Source organism: Actinoplanes sp. NPDC023936 (assembly GCF_040639325.1).
Classification (GTDB): Bacteria; Actinomycetota; Actinomycetes; order Mycobacteriales; family Micromonosporaceae; genus Actinoplanes.
Genome location: NZ_JBEZZR010000006.1, coordinates 83,116 through 100,700, shown reverse-complemented (window position 1 = coordinate 100,700; position 17,585 = coordinate 83,116). Strand labels below are relative to the sequence as shown.

Annotated in this window: 17 protein-coding genes and 1 pseudogene; 10 read left to right on the top strand and 8 right to left on the bottom strand. The window is 71.3% G+C overall.

Features of this window, described 5'->3' with window-relative positions:
- Positions 1–7: 7 nt before the first annotated feature.
- Positions 8–1,207 (top strand): M20 family metallopeptidase, encoded by a 1,200-nt coding sequence (locus AB0F72_RS10785; RefSeq protein ID WP_360428632.1) that lies wholly within the window; start codon positions 8–10, stop codon positions 1,205–1,207.
- A complete protein-coding gene (locus AB0F72_RS10780) occupies positions 1,204–2,592 on the top strand; it encodes an MFS transporter (protein WP_360428629.1) in 1,389 nt (462 codons plus the stop codon). Before AB0F72_RS10785 ends, AB0F72_RS10780 begins: the two co-directional genes overlap by 4 nt.
- A 10-nt stretch (positions 2,593–2,602) precedes the next feature.
- Here AB0F72_RS10780 and AB0F72_RS10775 read toward each other — a convergent pair whose 3' ends face one another.
- On the bottom strand, positions 2,603–3,613 hold the full coding sequence (locus tag AB0F72_RS10775; RefSeq protein WP_360428626.1) for a hypothetical protein: 1,011 nt from the start codon (positions 3,611–3,613) through the stop codon (positions 2,603–2,605).
- Positions 3,614–3,672: 59 nt separating this feature from the next.
- On the opposite strand from AB0F72_RS10775, the gene AB0F72_RS10770 reads away from it, so the two are divergent.
- Together AB0F72_RS10770 and AB0F72_RS10765 are read left to right on the top strand one after the other, a co-directional pair.
- The gene (locus AB0F72_RS10770; RefSeq protein WP_360428623.1) at positions 3,673–4,182 is read left to right on the top strand and encodes an acyl-CoA thioesterase; all 510 of its coding nucleotides are present in this window, start codon (positions 3,673–3,675) and stop codon (positions 4,180–4,182) included.
- Positions 4,183–4,288: 106 nt separating this feature from the next.
- Positions 4,289–6,223 carry an acetoacetate--CoA ligase gene (locus AB0F72_RS10765; protein ID WP_360428620.1) on the top strand — a complete coding sequence of 645 codons (1,935 nt, stop codon included), beginning with the start codon at positions 4,289–4,291 and terminating at the stop codon, positions 6,221–6,223.
- Here AB0F72_RS10765 and AB0F72_RS10760 read toward each other — a convergent pair.
- The gene (locus AB0F72_RS10760) at positions 6,210–6,935 is read right to left on the bottom strand and encodes a TIGR03089 family protein (protein WP_360428617.1); all 726 of its coding nucleotides are present in this window, start codon (positions 6,933–6,935) and stop codon (positions 6,210–6,212) included. The genes AB0F72_RS10765 and AB0F72_RS10760 overlap by 14 nt on opposite strands.
- A 161-nt stretch (positions 6,936–7,096) precedes the next feature.
- Here AB0F72_RS10760 and AB0F72_RS10755 point away from each other — a divergent pair, with 161 nt between their 5' ends.
- On the top strand, positions 7,097–8,242 hold the full coding sequence (locus AB0F72_RS10755) for a glycosyltransferase family 1 protein (protein WP_360428614.1): 1,146 nt from the start codon (positions 7,097–7,099) through the stop codon (positions 8,240–8,242).
- 39 nt (positions 8,243–8,281) lie between these two features.
- A complete protein-coding gene (locus tag AB0F72_RS10750; RefSeq protein WP_360429283.1) occupies positions 8,282–9,382 on the top strand; it encodes a sugar phosphate nucleotidyltransferase in 1,101 nt (366 codons plus the stop codon).
- On the opposite strand, the gene AB0F72_RS10745 is transcribed toward AB0F72_RS10750, so the two are convergent.
- From AB0F72_RS10745 to cofD, 3 genes are read right to left on the bottom strand one after another with little or no spacing between them, the layout of a single operon-like run.
- Entirely contained in the window at positions 9,373–9,939 is a 567-nt protein-coding gene (locus AB0F72_RS10745; RefSeq protein ID WP_360428611.1) for an NUDIX hydrolase, read from the bottom strand. The two genes, AB0F72_RS10750 and AB0F72_RS10745, sit on opposite strands and share 10 nt — an antisense overlap.
- Positions 9,936–10,901 carry a coenzyme F420-0:L-glutamate ligase gene (locus tag AB0F72_RS10740; protein ID WP_360428608.1) on the bottom strand — a complete coding sequence of 322 codons (966 nt, stop codon included), beginning with the start codon at positions 10,899–10,901 and terminating at the stop codon, positions 9,936–9,938. Before AB0F72_RS10740 ends, AB0F72_RS10745 begins: the two co-directional genes overlap by 4 nt.
- A complete protein-coding gene (gene cofD, locus AB0F72_RS10735; protein WP_360428605.1) occupies positions 10,898–11,848 on the bottom strand; it encodes a 2-phospho-L-lactate transferase in 951 nt (316 codons plus the stop codon). The genes AB0F72_RS10740 and cofD overlap by 4 nt, the downstream gene beginning before the upstream one ends.
- A 90-nt stretch (positions 11,849–11,938) precedes the next feature.
- Here cofD and AB0F72_RS10730 point away from each other — a divergent pair, with 90 nt between their 5' ends.
- From AB0F72_RS10730 to AB0F72_RS10720, 3 genes and pseudogenes are all read left to right on the top strand, one after another.
- Positions 11,939–12,862 carry a hypothetical protein gene (locus AB0F72_RS10730; protein ID WP_360428602.1) on the top strand — a complete coding sequence of 308 codons (924 nt, stop codon included), beginning with the start codon at positions 11,939–11,941 and terminating at the stop codon, positions 12,860–12,862.
- A 130-nt stretch (positions 12,863–12,992) separates the two neighbouring features.
- Positions 12,993–14,204 (top strand): annotated as a pseudogene (gene cofG / locus AB0F72_RS10725) (7,8-didemethyl-8-hydroxy-5-deazariboflavin synthase CofG); the annotation flags it as partial.
- 411 nt (positions 14,205–14,615) lie between these two features.
- Positions 14,616–14,873, top strand: coding sequence for a WhiB family transcriptional regulator (locus tag AB0F72_RS10720; RefSeq protein ID WP_014440974.1), 258 nt, complete (start codon positions 14,616–14,618; stop codon positions 14,871–14,873).
- Here the strand turns inward: AB0F72_RS10720 and AB0F72_RS10715 are convergent.
- A complete protein-coding gene (locus tag AB0F72_RS10715; RefSeq protein WP_183223054.1) occupies positions 14,870–15,235 on the bottom strand; it encodes a metallopeptidase family protein in 366 nt (121 codons plus the stop codon). The genes AB0F72_RS10720 and AB0F72_RS10715 overlap by 4 nt on opposite strands.
- Positions 15,236–15,532: 297 nt before the next feature.
- On the opposite strand from AB0F72_RS10715, the gene AB0F72_RS10710 reads away from it, so the two are divergent.
- Entirely contained in the window at positions 15,533–15,895 is a 363-nt protein-coding gene (locus tag AB0F72_RS10710) for a DUF3499 domain-containing protein (protein WP_360428599.1), read from the top strand.
- A gap of 206 nt (positions 15,896–16,101) precedes the next feature.
- Here AB0F72_RS10710 and AB0F72_RS10705 read toward each other — a convergent pair whose 3' ends face one another.
- Together AB0F72_RS10705 and AB0F72_RS10700 are read right to left on the bottom strand one after the other, a co-directional pair.
- Positions 16,102–17,016: a polysaccharide deacetylase family protein gene (locus tag AB0F72_RS10705; protein WP_360428596.1), complete on the bottom strand. Its 915-nt coding sequence runs from the start codon at positions 17,014–17,016 to the stop codon at positions 16,102–16,104.
- 192 nt (positions 17,017–17,208) lie between these two features.
- Positions 17,209–17,583 carry a DUF779 domain-containing protein gene (locus AB0F72_RS10700; protein ID WP_360428593.1) on the bottom strand — a complete coding sequence of 125 codons (375 nt, stop codon included), beginning with the start codon at positions 17,581–17,583 and terminating at the stop codon, positions 17,209–17,211.
- Positions 17,584–17,585: the final 2 nt, after the last annotated feature.

Sequence of the window (17,585 nt, the reverse complement as noted above, 5' to 3'; positions counted from 1 at the left end):
TACCGGCATGTTCACCTCCTCCGACGCGCTTCCGTTCGCGGAACGTCTGATCTCGCTCCGCCAGGCGCTGCACCGTGAGCCTGAGCTGGGCCTCGACCTTCCGCTGACCCAGGCGAAGGTCCTCGCCGCCCTGGACGGACTGCCGCTGGAGATCACCCGCGGCACGAGCCTCACCTCGGTCACCGCGGTGCTGCGCGGCGGCCGCCCCGGCCCGGCCGTGCTGTTGCGCGGCGACATGGACGCCCTCCCGGTCCAGGAGGAGAGCGGGATCGGGTACGCCTCCGAGATCGCCGGCGTGATGCACGCCTGCGGTCACGACCTGCACACCGCCGGTCTGGTCGGGGCCGCGCACCTGCTCGCGTCCCGCCGCGACGAGCTCGACGGCGACGTGGTGTTCATGTTCCAGCCGGGCGAGGAGGGCCAGCGCGGCGCCAAGATCATGATTGACGAGGGTGTGCTGGACGCCGCCGGTTCCCGTGTCGTCGCGGCGTACGCCCTGCACGTGGCGGCCACCGCCCTGCCGCTCGGAGTGTTCGCCACCCGGGCCGGCACCGTGCTGGCGGCCTCCGACACGGTCACCGTCACGGTCACCGGGAAGGGCGGGCACGGCTCCTCGCCCCACCTGGCCGTCGACCCGGTGCCGGCGCTCTGCGAGATGGTCACCACGCTGCAGACCATGGTGACCCGCACCGCCGACGCGTGGGACCCGGCCGTGCTCTCGGTCGGCTCGATCCACGCCGGTTCGGCGAACAACGTGATCCCGGAGAGCGGCACGTTCCAGGCGACGGTACGGACCTTCTCGGCCGCCACCCACACCGCGATCCGAGCCGGGTTCGAACGCGTGGTCAAGGGCGTGGCGGACGCGCACGGAGTCCAGGTGGAGATCGACTACCAGGAGAACTACCCGGTCACCGTGAACGACGCGACCGAGGCCGACTTCATGTACCGCACCGTGCGGGACACCTTCGGCGAGCAGCGGGTCTTCCTGGCGCCGCGGCCGCTCGCCGGTTCCGAGGACTTCTCCTTCGTGCTCGACGAGGTGCCGGGGGCGTACCTGATGCTCGGCGCCGTGCCGCCGGGCACCGACCCGGCCTCCGCGCCGATGAACCACGCGCCGCAGGCGGTGTTCGACGACCGTGCCGTGCCGGAGGCCGCCGTCGCCCTCGCCTCGCTCGCTGCCGCACGCCTGAAGCAGGCCGCGTCGTGACCGCCGTGCTGGACAAGCCGCAGAAGGTCTCGGCCGTCGTCGGCCTGCTGGTCCTCTTCGAGATCACCAGTGGCTTCATCCAGGGCGGGGTGGCGCCGCTGCTGCCCGACCTCGGCACCGAGATGAACATCTCGGACGCCAACCTGAACTGGGTGATCTCGGTCCAGCTGCTCACCGCGGCGGTCTCGGTGCCGGCGTTCGGGCGGCTCGGCGACCTCTACGGCCACCGCCGCATGCTGCGTGTCGCCCTGGCCTGCGTGGCGGTCGGCAGCGTCCTGGTCGTGATCGCCCCGAACCTGGCGGTCCTGCTGGCCGGCCGGGCCCTGCTCGGCCCGCTGGCCGCGCTGCTGCCCCTGGAGATCGCCCTGGTCCGCGACCGCCTCCCGGTCGAGCTGGCCCGGCGCGCCATCGCCCGGCTGGTCGGCGCGCTCGCGCTCGGCGGACTGCTCGGCGGCGTGATCACCGCCGGTCTCTACCAAGTGATCGGCGACGCCCGGCTGACCCTGCTGATCCCCGCGGTCCTCGCGGTGATCTGCGTGCCGGTGTCGTTCCTCGCGGTGCCGGAGACCGCGCAGCTGGCCACCGGCAAGCTGGACGTCCCCGGTGTCGCGGTGCTCAGCGCCTCGATGGTGGCGCTGCTCTCCGGCATCTCGCTGCTCAGCTCATCGGCGGTCACCGGCGCCGCGCTGGCGCTGGCCGGGCTCGCCGGTTTCGCCGGCTGGATCGTGCTGGAGCTGCGCACCACGGAACCGCTCGTCGACCTGCGGGCGCTGGCCGGCCGGCACGTCGCGCCGTTCTTCCTCTGCTCGTTCGTCTTCGGCATCGTCTATTTCGGCAGCCAGGCGCCGGACTCCACGTTCCTCGCCGCGGACCGGGCCGATGCCGGGTACGGCTTCGGCTTCACCGCGTTGCAGATCTCGCTGGTCGCCCTGCCGGCCGCGATCGCCGCGGTGGTCGGTTCCAACCTGACAGCGGTGATCGCCGGCCGTTTCGGGTACCGGCCGACCCTGATCGCCGCGTTCCTCACGATCGCCGTGACATTCCTGGCACAGGCGCTCTTCCACGACCAGCTGTGGCAGCTGCTGCTCTTCAAGGTGCCGGTCGGCCTGGCCGCGGGTGTGGCGCTCGGCGCGATGCCCACGGTGATCGCGGAGACCGCCGACGCGTCCCGGACCGGGATCACGACCGCGCTCTACAACAACGTCAAGACCCTGGGCGGCGCGGTCGCGGGCGCGGTGGTGGCGGCCATTCTGGCCGCGTTGGTGCAGGGCAGCGACAGTACGCCCACCGAGGGCGCCTATGTCGTGGTGTGGCTGATGTGCTCGGTGCTGTGCGTCGGGGCGGCCGCGGCGGCGGTGTTCGCCCGCCGCGTCGAGAGCGTCTGAGGCCCGGTCGTCAGGACTCGGACTTCGGGGGAGTGCGCTGGGCCGGGATGAGCGCGGTCGGCTCCTGCCGGGCGGCCTTCTCCTTGGTGACCATGTCCTTGTCCAGCCGGTGAGTCTCCTCGTCATCCGAACCGGGGCTCACCGGCTCGGTCTTGCCGGAGCTCACCGGCTCGGCCTTGGCGGGAGTCACGGGCTCGGTCTTGCCGGCGGTCACCGGTTCGGTCTTGGCGGGAGTCACGGGCTCGGTCTTGCTGGCGGTCACCGGCTCGGTCTTCTCGGCGGTCACGGCCGGGAAGACCATGGTCCGGTCCTCGCTGGGCGCCGTGACGGTCGGCTTCGGGGTGGCGACCATGGCGGTCTTGTCGGCGTCGGTGACAGCGACGGTCTTCTCCGCCCCGCGGATCGCCACGGTCCGGTCGTTGGTCGGGAACGCGACGGTGCGGTCGTTCGTCGGGAACGCGACGGTGTGGTCGGCGGCCGGGACGGCCACGGTCCGGTCCGCCTCCGAGGCCGGGCGGCCAGGGCGGATCACTGTCGTCTCGGCGATCGACAGCGGCGCGGTGGAGACGGTCGCCTTGCCCCGGAAACGGCCGATCTCACCGATGATCGGCAGGACCGGCGGTTCGTACCGCGCCCAGCGGCGGGCACTCAGCGCGGTGCCGATCAGCGGGATCGCCAGGAGGGCGGCCAGGCCGTAGCCGGGACGGCTCAGGTCGAAGCCCTCCTTCGAGACCTCGGGGGACCACAGCGCCGCGTACGCCGCGGGCGAGTTCCACGCCCAGATCGTGACGCCCAGGTAGGCCACGCCGGCCAGCACCGGCCCGGCCGGGGAGACCGGGGCGAACGTGAGGATCGCGTAGAGGATGCCGGCGAAGAGCACGAGCAGCAGACCACTGACCGACTCGGCGGCGAAGAAGTCACGGCCGCGACTGCTCAGGTCGTCGGTGAAACCGACACCGGCCAGGATCCAGATGGACGGGGCCAGCACGAGTGCATACAGAATCGACCTGAGGTGGCGCATGATCCGGCACGCTACCCCGATCGGGCAAACGTCCGCGAACGCCGTCGTACCGTACCGGCATGGAACAGGGACGCCCTACCGCGCACTCGCGTGTCACTCTCAGCCGGATCATGTCTGCGGTCGACGTAAATCTATACGGCACGGTGCACGGCGGTGTGCTGATGAAGTTCGTGGATGACGTGGCCGGGGCGAGCGCGGCACGGCACAGCGGCGGGACGGCCGTCACCGCGGCGATCGACGAGATCGTCTTCTTGGAGCCGGTCCGGGTGGGTGATCTGGTTCACGCGTACGCCCAGGTGAACTGGGCCGGGTCGAGCTCGATGGAGGTCGGCGTCCGGGTGACGGCCGAGCGGTGGGACGCGGTGGAGCCGACGCCGATCCCGGTGGCGACCGCCTATCTGGTGTTCGTCGGGATCGACGTGGCGGGCCGTCCGCGCCGGGTCCCGCCGGTGCTCCCCGGTGACGCCGAGGACCGCCGCCGGTTCCAGGAGGCGATGATCCGGCGCGACCACCGGCTGGCCCGGCGGACCGCCATCCAGAAGGCCCGCGCCGAGCACGACGAGTCCTGACCAGCGCCGGCCTGTCTGGTGATCGGAGCCGGCGTCTATCGGGCGACCGCGCAACATGATCAACTGATCCGTATCTGAGGGCGTGCGGAGCGTTAAGGTGTCCGGCATGACGGTGACGCCTGACACAGTGTTGTGGGAGCCGCCGGCCGATGTCCTCCAGACGTCCCGGATCGGCCGTTACCTGACCTGGCTGGAGACCGAGCGCGGCCTGGTCTTCGCCGATTACGCGGCGCTCTGGGAGTGGTCGGTCACCGACCTGACCGGCTTCTGGCAGTCGATCTGGGACTACTTCGAGGTGGTGGCCCACGATCCGCCGGAGGCCGTGCTCGGTGACGCGGCCATGCCCGGTGCGCGGTGGTTCCCGGGCGCGACGCTGAACTATGCGGAGAACCTGCTGCGGATTCCCGGCCGGACCGATGACGAGACCGTCGTCCACGCGTACTCGCACAGTCGTGAGCCGGTCCGGCTGACCGCCCGGCAGCTGCGCGATCAGGTCCGCCGCGTCCGTGCCGGGCTGAAGGCCCGGGGTGTCGGCAAGGGTGACCGGGTCGCGGCCTACGCGCCGAACATCCCGGAGACCTACGTGCTGATGCTCGCGACAGCGAGTCTCGGCGCGATCTTCTCGTCCTGCGCGCCGGAGTTCGGCGTCCGGAGCGTGATCGACCGGTGGAGCCAGATCGAGCCGAAGGTGCTGGTGGCGACGGACGGCTATCGCTACGGGGACAAGGCGATCAGCAGAAGGGCCGAGACAGCGGATATCGCGGCGGCCATCCCGTCGATCGAGCACGTGATCACCATCGGATACCTGGAAGCCGGTGGGGACTGGGACCAGCTGGACGGCGACGATCCGCTGGAGTTCGAGCCGGTCCCGTTCGATCACCCGCTCTACGTGCTCTACAGCTCCGGCACCACCGGCCTGCCGAAACCGATCGTGCACGGGCACGGCGGGATCCTGCTGGAGCACCTGAAGACCCTCGCCCTGCACCACGACCTGGGCCCGGACGACCGCTTCTTCTGGTTCACCACGACCGGCTGGATGATGTGGAACTTCCTGGTCAGCGGCCCGCTGGTCGGCGCGTCGATCGTGCTGTTCGACGGCAACCCCGGCTGGCCCGACCTGAACGCGCTCTGGGACCTGGTGGACACCGCCGGGATCACCTACTTCGGCACCTCGGCGCCGTTCCTGATGGCCTGCCGCAAGGCCGGGCTGACCCCGCGCAAGCGGCTCAAGGGCGTCGGCTCGACCGGCGCGCCGCTGCCCGCCGAGGGCTTCGCCTGGGTCTACGAAGCGGTCGGCAGCGATCTGCAACTGCTCTCGCTCTCCGGCGGCACCGACGTGTGCACCGGGTTCGTCGGCGGATCGCCGCTGCTGCCGGTCCGGGCCGGAGTGATCGCCGGACGAATCCTCGGCGCCCGGGTGGAGGCCTACGACGCAGGCGGCAATCCGGTCATCGGCGAGCTGGGCGAACTCGTGATCACCGCGCCGATGCCGAGCATGCCGGTCGGGTTCTGGGGCGACGCCGACGGCTCGCGCTACCGGGAGGCGTACTTCGACGTGTTCCCGGGCATCTGGCGGCACGGCGACTGGATCACCATTGCCTCCGACGGCTCCTGTGTGATCACCGGCCGGTCGGACGCGACGCTGAACCGGGGCGGGGTGCGCCTGGGCACCGCGGAGTTCTACTCGGTGGTGGAGAGCCTGCCCGAGGTGGTCGACTCGCTCGTCGTGCACCTGGACAAGCCGGACGACCCGAACGGCGAGCTGCTGCTCTTCGTGGTGCTCACCGAGGGGATCGAGCTGGACGACGCCCTGCGCGGCCGGATCGCGCGAGAGCTGCGTGCCGCGCTCTCGCCCCGGCACGTGCCCGATGCCGCCTATCAGGTACGCGCCGTGCCGCACACCCTCTCCGGAAAGAAGCTGGAAGTGCCGGTGAAGCGGATCCTCACCGGCACTCCCGTCGAGTCGGCGGCGGCCAAGGGGGCTCTCGCCAATCCCGAGTCGCTGACCGCGTTCGCCGACCTGGCCGCTAAGCGAGAGTGACGGTCACCTTCTCGGCGGTGCTCCGCGACTCGAGCTTGGACCGGTCCAGGTTGGCGCAGAGCACCACCGAGGCGCCGGCGACCAGTGGCGCGAGCAGCCAGTCGGCCGGCGCCGGGTGGATCGCTGTGTCGATCAGCACCCGGTCACCCGCGGTGATGCCGAGCTGGGCGGCCCGCTCGGTGGCGCTCTCGATCACGTCGGCGTGACTCAGCTCGTACGGGCCCCCGAGGGCCAGATCCGCGGGGGCGACCGGCGTGCCGCGGAAGAAGTCGCCGTAGTTGCGGACCTCGGTGACGTAGTCGGCATACCCGTCCGGCAGGGTGCGCAGCGGCATCGCGAGCGGCAGCAGGCCTGTCGCGTATCTGTCGTGACCGGACCAGGCGGCGGCCCGTTCGACCAGCTCGGGTGTGGTGAAGACGGCCTCCACCGGCTGCGGCTCCTCGCCCAGGTCGGCGGCGAGACCGGCGACGGAGACGCCGAGCAGCAGCGCCGCGGTCTGCCAGTGTGGCGGGAGAACCAGCGCCACCGTGTCGCCGTGGCCCAGGCCGACACCGTCGACCAGCAGGTTCGCCGTTTTCGAGACCCAGTTGTCCAGGGTCGCCCCGGAGAGTTCGGTGCGGTCTCCGGTGGCGTCGTCGTACCAGGTCAGCAGGGGAGCGGCAGAGTCTTTCCGGACTGCGGCCGCGAACGCCTGCGGGATTGTGTTCGTCACCGGCTTCACGATAGATGGATCACTGTCCGTGACGGCATTGGAACGACCACGATCTCGCGGTGTCGCGGACACTTTCTCGAAGCCTTCCGGGCGTACCCTCGACTTCAGATGCCATCGGTACGTCTGTCATCGGTACCCCGGAGACGCCAAGGAGATGCCTCGTGACCCCCGGTCGCCCCCCGCGAGTGCTGGTCGACGCCACAAGTGTGCCCGCCGACAGAGGCGGTGTCGGCAGATACGTCGACGGATTGCTCGGCGCGCTCGGGCAGCTCAGCGCCGACCGTGTGAACCTCGCGGTCGTGGCTCAGCGCTCGGATGCGGAGCGTTACCGCCGCATGCTGCCCGAGGCCGAGGTGCTCCCCGGACCGGCCGCGATCGTGCACCGCCCGGCCCGTCTGGCCTGGGAGCAGACCGGTCTTCCGCTGCTCGCCCAGCAGGTCGGCGCCGAGGTGCTGCACTCGCCGTTCTACACGTGCCCGCTCCGGGCCGGCTCCCCGGTGACGGTCACCGTGCACGACGCGACGTTCTTCACCGAGCCGGAGCACTACGACAACACGAAGCGGACCTTCTTCCGCAGCGCGATCAAGACGTCGCTGCGGCGGGCCGCGCGGGTGATCGTGCCGAGCAAGGCCACCCGGGACGAGCTGATCCGCCTGCTCGACGCGGACCCGACCCGGATCGACGTGGCCTACCACGGTGTCGACCAGGCCGCGTTCCACCGGCCGACCGAGGAGGAGAAGGCCCGGGTCCGGGCCCGCCTCGGCCTCGGCGACTCCGGTTACGTCGCGTTCCTCGGCGCCAAGGAGCCCCGGAAGAACGTGCCGAACCTGATCCGGGGCTGGGCCCGCGCGGTCGCCGACTGGCCGCACCCGCCGGCCCTGGTGATCGCCGGCGGTCAGGGACACGACGACGACATCGATCGGGCGGTCGCCGAGGTGCCGCCGCACCTACGCCTGCTCCGCCCGGGCTACCTGCGTTACGCGGATCTGCCCGGCTTCCTGGGTGGCGCGCTGGTGGCCTGTTACCCATCTTTCGGTGAAGGTTTCGGGCTGCCGATCCTCGAGGCGATGGCCTGTGGCGCCCCGGTGCTGACCACGCCCCGGCTCTCGCTGCCCGAGGTGGGCGGGGACGCGGTGGCGTACACGACCGAGCTCCCGGAGCGGATCGCCGAGGATCTGGCCGATCTGCTGCACGACGAGCAGCGCCGGCAGGCTCTCGCGAAGGCCGGTTTCGACCGGGCGAAAGAGTTCACCTGGGCGTCCAGCGCGGAGGTGCACGTGACAACGTGGAACCGGGTCGCCGCCTGATGGCCACTAGACTCTCCGCTCATGATTGACGAACAGGCTGTGCTGTACGGCGTGGTGCTGGCAGGGGGCACCGGAACCCGTCTCTGGCCACTGTCGCGCGCCGGTCATCCCAAGTTCTTGCATCCTCTGACCGGCACCACGGCCTCGTTGTTGCAGGCCACGGTGGACCGGCTGGACACGCTGACGTCACCCGATCGGACGTTTGTGGTGACCGGCGTGGCACACGCCGCGGCGGTCTCCCGCCAGCTCTCCTCCGTGCCGGAGGAGAACGTTCTGGTCGAGCCCTCGCCGCGCGACTCGTGCGCGGCGATCGCCCTGGCCGCCGCCGTCATCGCCCGGCGCGACCCGGAAGCCATCATGGGTTCGTTCGCCTCCGACCACCTGATCGCCGACACGGCCGAGTTCGCCTCGGTGATCCGCAAGGCGATGGTCGGCGCCCGCCAGGGCCTGTTGATGACCCTCGGGATCACCCCGACACGCCCGGAGACCGGGTACGGCTACCTCCAGTGCGGCGGCGAGGCGGACGAGGGCCCGCTCCTGCGCGTCGAGGAGTTCAAGGAGAAACCGTCCTACGAGGTGGCCGAGAGCTACGTGAAATCCGGCAACTACCTGTGGAACGCCGGCATGTTCGTCTGGCGGGTGGACGCGTTCCTCGCCGAGCTGTCCCGGCAGCAGCCGCAGCTCGCGTCCGGGGTGAGCCGGATCGCGCAGGCGTGGGACACGCCCGCCCGCGAGGAGGTGCTCGGCGAGGTCTGGCCGACCCTGCCGCGGATCTCGGTGGACTACGCGGTGATGGAGGGCGCGGCCACGGCCGGCCGGGTCGGCACCATTCCCGGCGACTTCGGCTGGAACGACGTCGGCGACTTCCACACCCTCGGCGAGGTGCTGACCGCCGATCCGGCCGGCAACGTCGTGGTCGGCCAGGGCGGCGAGCCGGAGCGTCCCACCGTGCTGCTGCGCGAGGCCGAGAACCTGGTCGTGCTGCCGTCCTCGGGCCGGCTGGTGGCCGCCCTGGGCGTCCGCGACCTGATCATCGTGGACACCCCGGACGCGGTGCTGGTCTGCCCCCGCGAGCGGGCCCAGGAGGTCAAGCACCTGGTGGACGAGCTCAAGGAGCTCGGCCACCACGGTTACATCTGAGAGAGCCGGGCCAGAGCCGGCGCGATCTGGCGCACGGTCCCGGAGGCGAGCGGACTCGGCAGCGCGTCCGGCGTGAACCAGGCGAGATCGGCGGACTCCTCGCTGATCCGCTCGGTGGCGCCGGCCGGGCTGCGCAGCAGGAACCGCACGTCGAAGTGGACCGACGGCTCGGCGGGCGCGCCGTCGGCGGCGCCGCACCGCACCTCGTGGACGTCGATGTCGATCGGCTCCGGGTCGAGGACCAGCCCGGCGATGCCGGACTCCTCGGTGGCCTCGCGCAGCGCGGCGGCGGCCAGGGTGGTGTCGCCGGCCTCGCAGTGCCCGCCGAGCTGCATCCACATGCCGAGCCGCCCGTGCAGGCAGAGCAGCACCCGGCCGGCGTCGTCGACGACGAGCGCGCTGGCCGTGACGTGACCGGCGCGGTGCGCGCGGGTCATCGCGTCCGGGCCGTCGGCGAGCAGCGCCAGGGTGCGCTTGCGTGCCAGTTCGGCGTCCTCCGACGTGGCGGTCCAGCCGGTCAGCACCCGGACGGCGTCCTCGTAGAGCGGCGTGCTCACAGGTCTCCCTCGATGATGGTCACGGTGACTCCCTCGTCGTCGAAGTCCACGGTGCTCCGGAGTCCGGCGGCCGCGAGGCTCACCCGTACCCCCTGGGCCTTGGCACCCAGGCGGAGGAGATCCGCCGGAGCCGGACCGGCGGGGGTGAGGCGCAACGCGCCGGTTCGTGCGGCGACGAACCGGGCGACGTCGGCGTCGGCGGACTCGGGGGAGAGCCGTGCGGCGTCGCGCAGACCCTGCTCGCGCGCCTCCGCGGTGCCCAGGCTGAACATGTCGCTCGCGGTGTCCCGGACCAGCTCCCGGGCGCCCCGGTCGCTGTGCACGGTCCGCGGATAACCACGGACGACAGCGACCGGCACCCGGTCGGACTTCCCCTTGACCAGCTCTGCGGCGGCGGCGAGCTCGTCGATCACGGCCATCTGGGTGAGGGTCAGCTCGTTGCCGTACGGGTCGATCTCGCCCCGATGATCACGGAGCGCCTCGATGCCGGCCGCGCCGAGCGCCACATCGGTGAGCCCGTTGCGCCAGGCCCGGCCCATGGTGTCGGAGATGATCACCGCGACGTCGAGATTCCTGGCCCGCAGCCCGTCACGCAGCGCCCGGGCCGACGCGTCCGGGTCGGCCGGCAGCAGCACCAGGTGGGTCTTGTCGACGTTGGAGGCGTCGATGCCGGCCGCGGCCATCACGAAGCCGTGGTGGGTCTGCACGATCGTGGTGGGTCCACGCCGGGCCACCACCCGGGCGGTCTCGCCGGCGAGCACCCGCTGCCGGGCCTCCTCACGGTCCGGCCCGTCGGCCGGCACTTCGACCAGGCGGCCCTCCGCCTTCGACACGATCTTGCTGGTCACCACGAGGACATCGCCGTCGGCGAGCCACGGCGCGGCCTTGGTGATCAGCTCGGCGAGATCGTCACCGGCGGTCACGTCTCCGATGCCGTGCACCGGACGGATCTCCAGAGTCATCGGGCCAGCTCCAGGGCATCCGCGACCATCTTCGCGGTGGCCTGCTCGTCGGACATCCAGAGCGGCACGGCCCTGGTGCGCAGGCCCGGGATCTGCACGCCGTCGTCGGTCGTGTCGACCAGCCAGCCGTCCAGCAGGCCGCCGTCGGCGCGGGGGCCGTACATCCGGCCGACACCCGCCGCGCTCACCTCGACACCGAGCGTGTTCAGGCACTTGTCGGCCATCCCGCGCACCGGCGACCCACCGATGATCGGCGACACCCCGATCACCGGCGCCGGGCCGTTCGCCACGGCCTCCTTCAGCGCGGGTACGGCCAGAATGGGCGCGATGCTGACCACCGGATTGCTCGGGGCGACCAGGACGACGTCCGCCGCTCCCACCGCGTCCAGCACGCCGGCGCCGGGCTTGGCGGCGTCCGCGCCCCGGAAGACGAAGTTGTGCGTCGGCACCTCACCCCGGTACCGCACCCACCACTCCTGGAAGTGGATCGCCTTGCGCTCCCCGTCGAGATCGACGACCACGTGCGTCTCCAGGCGGTCGTCGGTGGCCGGGAGCATGGTGATGCCGGGCTGCCAGCGCTCGCAGAGGGCGGCGGTCACCGCGGAGAGCGGGTAACCGGCGTTCAGCATCGTGGTGCGCACCAGGTGCGTGGCGGTGTCCTTGTCACCCAGCCCGAACCAGGACGGCTCCACGCCGTACTTCGCCAGCTCCTCCTTGACGACCCAGGTCTCGCCGACCCGGCCCCAGCCGCGTTCCGGGTCGGCCGCGCCGCCCAGCGTGTACATGACGCTGTCCAGATCGGGGCAGATCTGCAGGCCGTGCATGCGTACGTCGTCGCCGACATTGACCACGGCGGTTACTTCGGCGCCGATGGCGCGGGCGTGCGCGCGCACGCCGAGGAGGAACCGGGCGCCGCCGATCCCCCCGGTAAGGACCACGATCCGCATTCGTCCATCCTCCCGCACCCGCGCGACCGCCTCGGGTTGCGGGTGGCGGTTTACGCTGAGCCTCCGTTTGCAAGCCCACCGGGAGTAACCGTGACCACACCACAGCCGCCTTCGCCACCCGGTTCGCCGCCCGTCACGTCGCCGGCCTCCGGGAAGTCCGTCGGGCAGTACCTGCGTCCGCTGCGCGACCTGGCGGTGTACGCGCTGGCCGGCGTCCCGGCCGTCCTGCTGGCCACATCGGTGCTGGACCTCTTCGGTGACGGCTTCCTGAACCGCACGCAGTACAGCTTCGGCGGCTTCGTGAACCTGGCGACGATCTTCATGCCGTTCGCCGCGGTGGTGCTGTCGCTCGCCGTGCAGCCGGTGCACCCGAAAGCTCGGACGATCGCCCTGGCCGCGCTCGTCGAGTACGGGGTGGCGGCCTTCTTCGGGCTGGTCTTCGGGGTGTTCTTCGGGGTGAGCGACATCGCCTCCACCTCGCCGTGGTCGGCGTTCCTGGCGCTGCTCGCCCGTGCCGCCTGGCTGGTGTTGCTCGCGCTGGTGGCGTACGCGGTCTGGCAGATCTGGCGTGGGATGTTCGCGGTGCCCCGGCCGCAGCCCGGCGTCTACGGGCAGCCGTTCCAGCAGTACCCGCCCGGTCCGCCGCCCGGCTGGCAGGGCTACCCCGGTCCGCAGCAGGGTCCGCCGCCGGGTTCGCCCTCGGGCCCGCCGCCGGGATATCCGGCGCCGCCGCCCGGTTTCGCCCCGGCGTCTGGTTTCGCGGCGTCGCCGGGGTTCCCGCCCCCGCCCGGGTTCCCGCCGCCGGCCGGTTTCGCGCCGTCGCCCGGGTTCCCGCCGCCGCCCGCGTGGAACCAGCCGCCGCCTCCGGGCGCTGTTCATCCCGCCCCGCAGGCGCCGATCGACGAGCCCACCCGGGTGGTCCCGAGCGCGGAGAACCACCCGGTGTCCGGTCCGGGTGTCCCCTCCGACCGGCCCGGCTTCGGCCCGGCCGACCAGGACCCGCCGCGGCAGTGACGGTCCCGCCCCGGGGTGTGCCGCACCCCGGGGCCACCGTGTTCCACGACACTGCTATGCCCGATGACCACGGCGGCAGCGGGATCGAATCCGGCCTAGGCTGCTGAGCGTGGTGAAGGTCAACGTGGAAATCGCAGGAGTTGCCGAGGTACCGAGCGCGGCGAGCACCGAGCGCGCCCTGAGCCGGGCCGCCGCCGGCGAGACGATCGGCGCGGACGAGGCGATCGCGCTTCTCTCGGCCACCGGGGACCAGTTCGACGAGCTGCTGGCGATCGCGGGCGAGATGCGGGACGCCGGCCTCCGGGAAGCCGGCCGGCCGGGCGTCGTCACGTACTCGCGGAAGGTCTTCATCCCGCTCACCCGGCTCTGCCAGGACCGGTGCCACTACTGCACCTTCGCCACCGTGCCGCATCGCCTCCCGGCCGCCTACCTGGAGCTCGACGAGGTCCTGGAGATCGCCCGGCAGGGCGCGGCGCAGGGCTGCAAGGAAGCGCTCTTCACCCTCGGCGACCGGCCCGAGGCCCGCTGGCCGGCTGCCCGGCAGTGGCTGGACGAGCGCGGTTACGAGTCGACGCTGGACTACGTGCGCGCCTGCGCGGCAGCGGTCCTGGAGCAGACCGGCCTGCTGCCGCATCTGAACCCCGGCGTGATGAGCGAGGCCGAGCTACGGCGCCTCAAGCCGGTCGCGCCGAGCATGGGGATGATGCTGGAGACCACGGCCACCCGGCTCTGGTCGGAGAAGGGCGGCCCGCACTACGGCTCGCCCGACAAGGAGCCGGCGGTCCGGCTGCGGGTGCTCGACGACGCGGGCCGGGCCGGTGTCCCGTTCACCACCGGGATCCTGATCGGCATCGGGGAGAACGTCGCCGAGCGGGTCGACTCGCTGCTCGCGATCCGCCGGACGGCCCGGGAGCACGGGCAGATCCAAGAGGTCATCATCCAGAACTTCCGCGCCAAGCCGGACACGGCGATGCGCGGCATGCCCGACGCCGAGCTGCGTGAGCTGGCGGCCATGGTGGCGGTGGCCCGGATCCTGATGGGACCGCGAGCCCGGATCCAGGCGCCGCCGAACCTGATCGACGACGAGTTCTCGCTGCTGCTGCGGGCCGGGATCGACGACTGGGGCGGCGTGTCGCCGGTGACTCCGGACCACGTGAACCCCGAGCGCCCCTGGCCGCAGATCGACATTTTGCGTGAAAAATCCGAGAAATCGGGTTTTGAGCTGCGGGAACGGCTCACGATCTACCCCGAGTACGTCCACCGTGCCGCCGAGGGCTGGCTCGATCCGGGCCTGGCCGCGCACGTGGCCGCTCTGTCCGGACCGGACGGCCTGGCGGCGCCGGTGCATCCCCGCGGAGGCATCGATCTGCCTGCCGGTTCATCCGCTGTGGAGAGGCCGTCTGTCCACGCGCACCGGTGACCGCGTGATCCATTCGGCGGACCCACTCAGGGGGACCCCCTGCCCCTTGATTACAAAACGGGTTAAATTGGACGTGCACGCCCGTGCCCGCGTTACCTTCCGGTGGCTACGGGAGATAGGGCTGGAACGGGACCACGAAAGGTCCCTCGACGCTTGTAGGAAACGGGCCCATTTAGCAGGTTCGGCTTGACGACGCACGTCTTACACGCGTGTAATTTTGGTGGGGTTGTGGGGACGATGTGTCACTTTTCGCGTCGAACCCACAGAAACACGCCGCGTGCGTGGGGGGTCAGCGTCGGCTTGGCGGCCGGCGCGGAAAATGGAGGCACGCCGATGGAAGCGCAGGTTGAAGGGTTCGACCTGCTCGGGGACGCCCCTGAGTGGCAGGAGCGGGCGCTGTGTTCGCAGACCGACCCGGAAGCCTTCTTTCCGGAGAAGGGCGGCTCGACGCGCGAGGCCAAGCGCATCTGCGGCCGCTGTGACGTGAAGGCCGACTGTCTGGAGTACGCACTCGGCCACGACGAACGCTTCGGAATCTGGGGTGGACTGTCCGAACGTGAACGTCGCAAGTTGAAACGGCGGGTGGCCTAGGCCAACTCGTCGGGATCCACCCCGAGCAGGTTGGCAACCTGCTCGATGATCACATCGTGGACGAGGTCGGCGAGGTCCTCCCGATCCATCGCCCGGAACTCCAGCGGGCGGCGGTACAGCACGATCCGCGGCGGCAACTCGTGCCGTCCCGGTCGGCCGGGCAGCAGCCGGGCCAGAGGCACCTCGCCGTCCTCGAGCACGTCCGAGTCGTAGACGTTGAGCTCCGGCGGCACGTCCTCCACGGCGAACTCGACGCCGGCCAGCTCCTTGGCGTAGCGCCGCTCCAGGCTCTCGACCGTGTCCAGCACCAAGTCGTCGAAGATCTCCGCCTTGGTGCGGGCCAGCGGCACGGTGGCCGGCACCAGACGGCCGCGCAGGCCGCGTCCGTGCCGATCGCGCCGGGTGGGATGCCCCGGGCCGGTGCCGCGCGTCGCCTTCGGCTCCGTCCGGCGGCGTTCAGGGCTGGTGGTCACGCGGCCAGCGTATCCCCACCGGGGCCGCATACGTGGTCAGGCTGTTCGCATCGTGTGTCTCACCCGGTAATTCGCCCCAACGGGGCGGCGTGTCGGCCAGCCATGGCCGAATCGTGATGCATCACGGGTCGGCGTGTCGCGAGGCAACGCTCCCCAGATCGGCCGATGGGGAGATAACGTGCCGCCGTGAGGTCACCACGGCGCTGCTCCCGGAACGGCTGTCCCCGACAGGCGGTCGCCACCCTGACCTACGTCTACAACGATTCGACGGCCGTGGTCGGGCCGCTGGCGGCGTTCGCCGAGCCGCACACCTACGACCTGTGCGAGCCGCACGCCCGCAGCCTCACCGCCCCGCGAGGCTGGGAGCTGGTTCGCCACGACGGCGACTTCGCGCCTCCGCCCCCGACCACCGACGACCTCGTGGCGCTCGCCGAGGCCGTCCGCGAGGCCGCCCGTCCCGCCCCTGCGCGCCCCGATGAGGCCGACCACACCCCTGGGCACCAGACGGGCCGTCGCGGCCATCTGAGGGTCATTCCGCCCTCCCACTGACCCCGCCCCGCCCCACCGGCCGCGTGTGGAGTTGGGGTGCGCTGCGCGCCCGATTTCCACACGCCGGCCCGGGCGGGCGGGAGCGTGTTGAGTTGGGGTGCGCTGCGCGCCCGATTTCCACACGCCGGCCCGGGCGGGCGGGAGCGTGTTGAGTTGGGGTGCGCTGCGCGCCCGAATTCCACACGGGCCGGGACTGCGCCCCGGCGTTACAGGGCGATCAGCTTGAAGCGCTGGCGCAGCCACGGGAGCAGCGTGCGGTAGGCCGCGATCGTGTCCGGCTGGGCGTAGTCGTGGGAGAGGATCACCGAATCCTTCCGGGTGTGCTTCTGCACGATCCGGATGACCTTCTTGCGGTGGTCGCCGTGCGACTCGCCCTTGGGGTGCTCCCAGTCACGCGGGTCGACATGCCAGTAGAGCGACTCCATGCCGAGCTTGCGGGAGACCTTGACCAGCTTCGGCGTGAAGTTTCCGCCCGGCGCCCGCATGTAGCGGATCTTCGCGTCCGGCACTACGGCGCGGATCGCGGCGTTGGTGCGCTCCAGGTCCGCCTTGATCTTCGCGGGCGGCTTCTTGCCGAGTTTGAGGTCGTGGTTCCAGGAGTGGTTGCAGAGCGAGTGGCCGGCCTTCACGATCGCCTTGACCAGCTCGGGGTGCCGCTTGACCTGCGTGCCGACCACGCAGAACGTCGCCTTGACCTTCGCCTTCGCCAGCATGTCCAGCAGCTGCGGCGTGTACGTCGGGTCGGGCCCGTCGTCGAAGGTCAGCGCGACTCCGTCCCGGCCGGTCGTGGTGATGCTGCGAGCCGGCCCGTTGGTGCGCGGCTTGCCGTGCCGCTTGCCGGCGACGGCGCTCTCGGTCCGGTCGCTGCTCTTCGCCGGGTTCGGCCGCGACGCGGGTGTGGAGCCCGCCGCGGCCGGCGGTGTGGAGCCCGCCGCGGCCGGCGGCGAGCCCGCCGCAGACGGCGAGGCCGGGGCGGCCGGTGACGCCGCGACTGACGTGGCGGGCGCGGCGGCCGGAGTCGAGGTGGACGTGGTCTGGGCCGCGGCGGCCTGGCCGAGAAGAGCCGTCATGATCAGCAACACGCTGATCGTGAACGCCTTTCTGGTATGTGACAGCCGCATCAAGCTTCCTCCCAGGTTTCGTCGGCGACTGACGACGATGCCTCGGAAAGCGAGCGGCCGCCAGTCCCGGGACGTGTCATTCGTTGAAAAACGGGAACACGATCGGGTTTGCTGGCGTATCATTGCGCACCCCCGCAAGCGGTACGCCGAGGGCCGAGCCGCCCGGAGGCGACCCGGCCCTGCGAAAACCGCTCAAGCGGCGAGTTCGGCCAATTCGTCCGCGGTGAGCAGGCGCGAACGGATCAGGAAACGGACGCCCTCCGGCGCCTCCAGCGAGAAACCCGCACCCCGCCCGGGCACCACGTCCACTGTCAGATGGGTGTGCTTCCAGAGTTCGAACTGACTGGCCGACATCCAGAACGTGATGGGCTCCGGAACCCCCTCGATCACCAGAGACTGCAACAGGACGTCGGAGCCACCGGTACGGAACTCGCCCTCCAGGTAGCACATCGGCGAGCTGCCGTCGCAGCAGCCGCCGGACTGGTGGAACATCAGTGGACCGTGCTGCTCCCGCAGCTGCCGCATGAGCGCGGCAGCCGCCGGAGTGACGTCAACCCGGGAGGCCATCT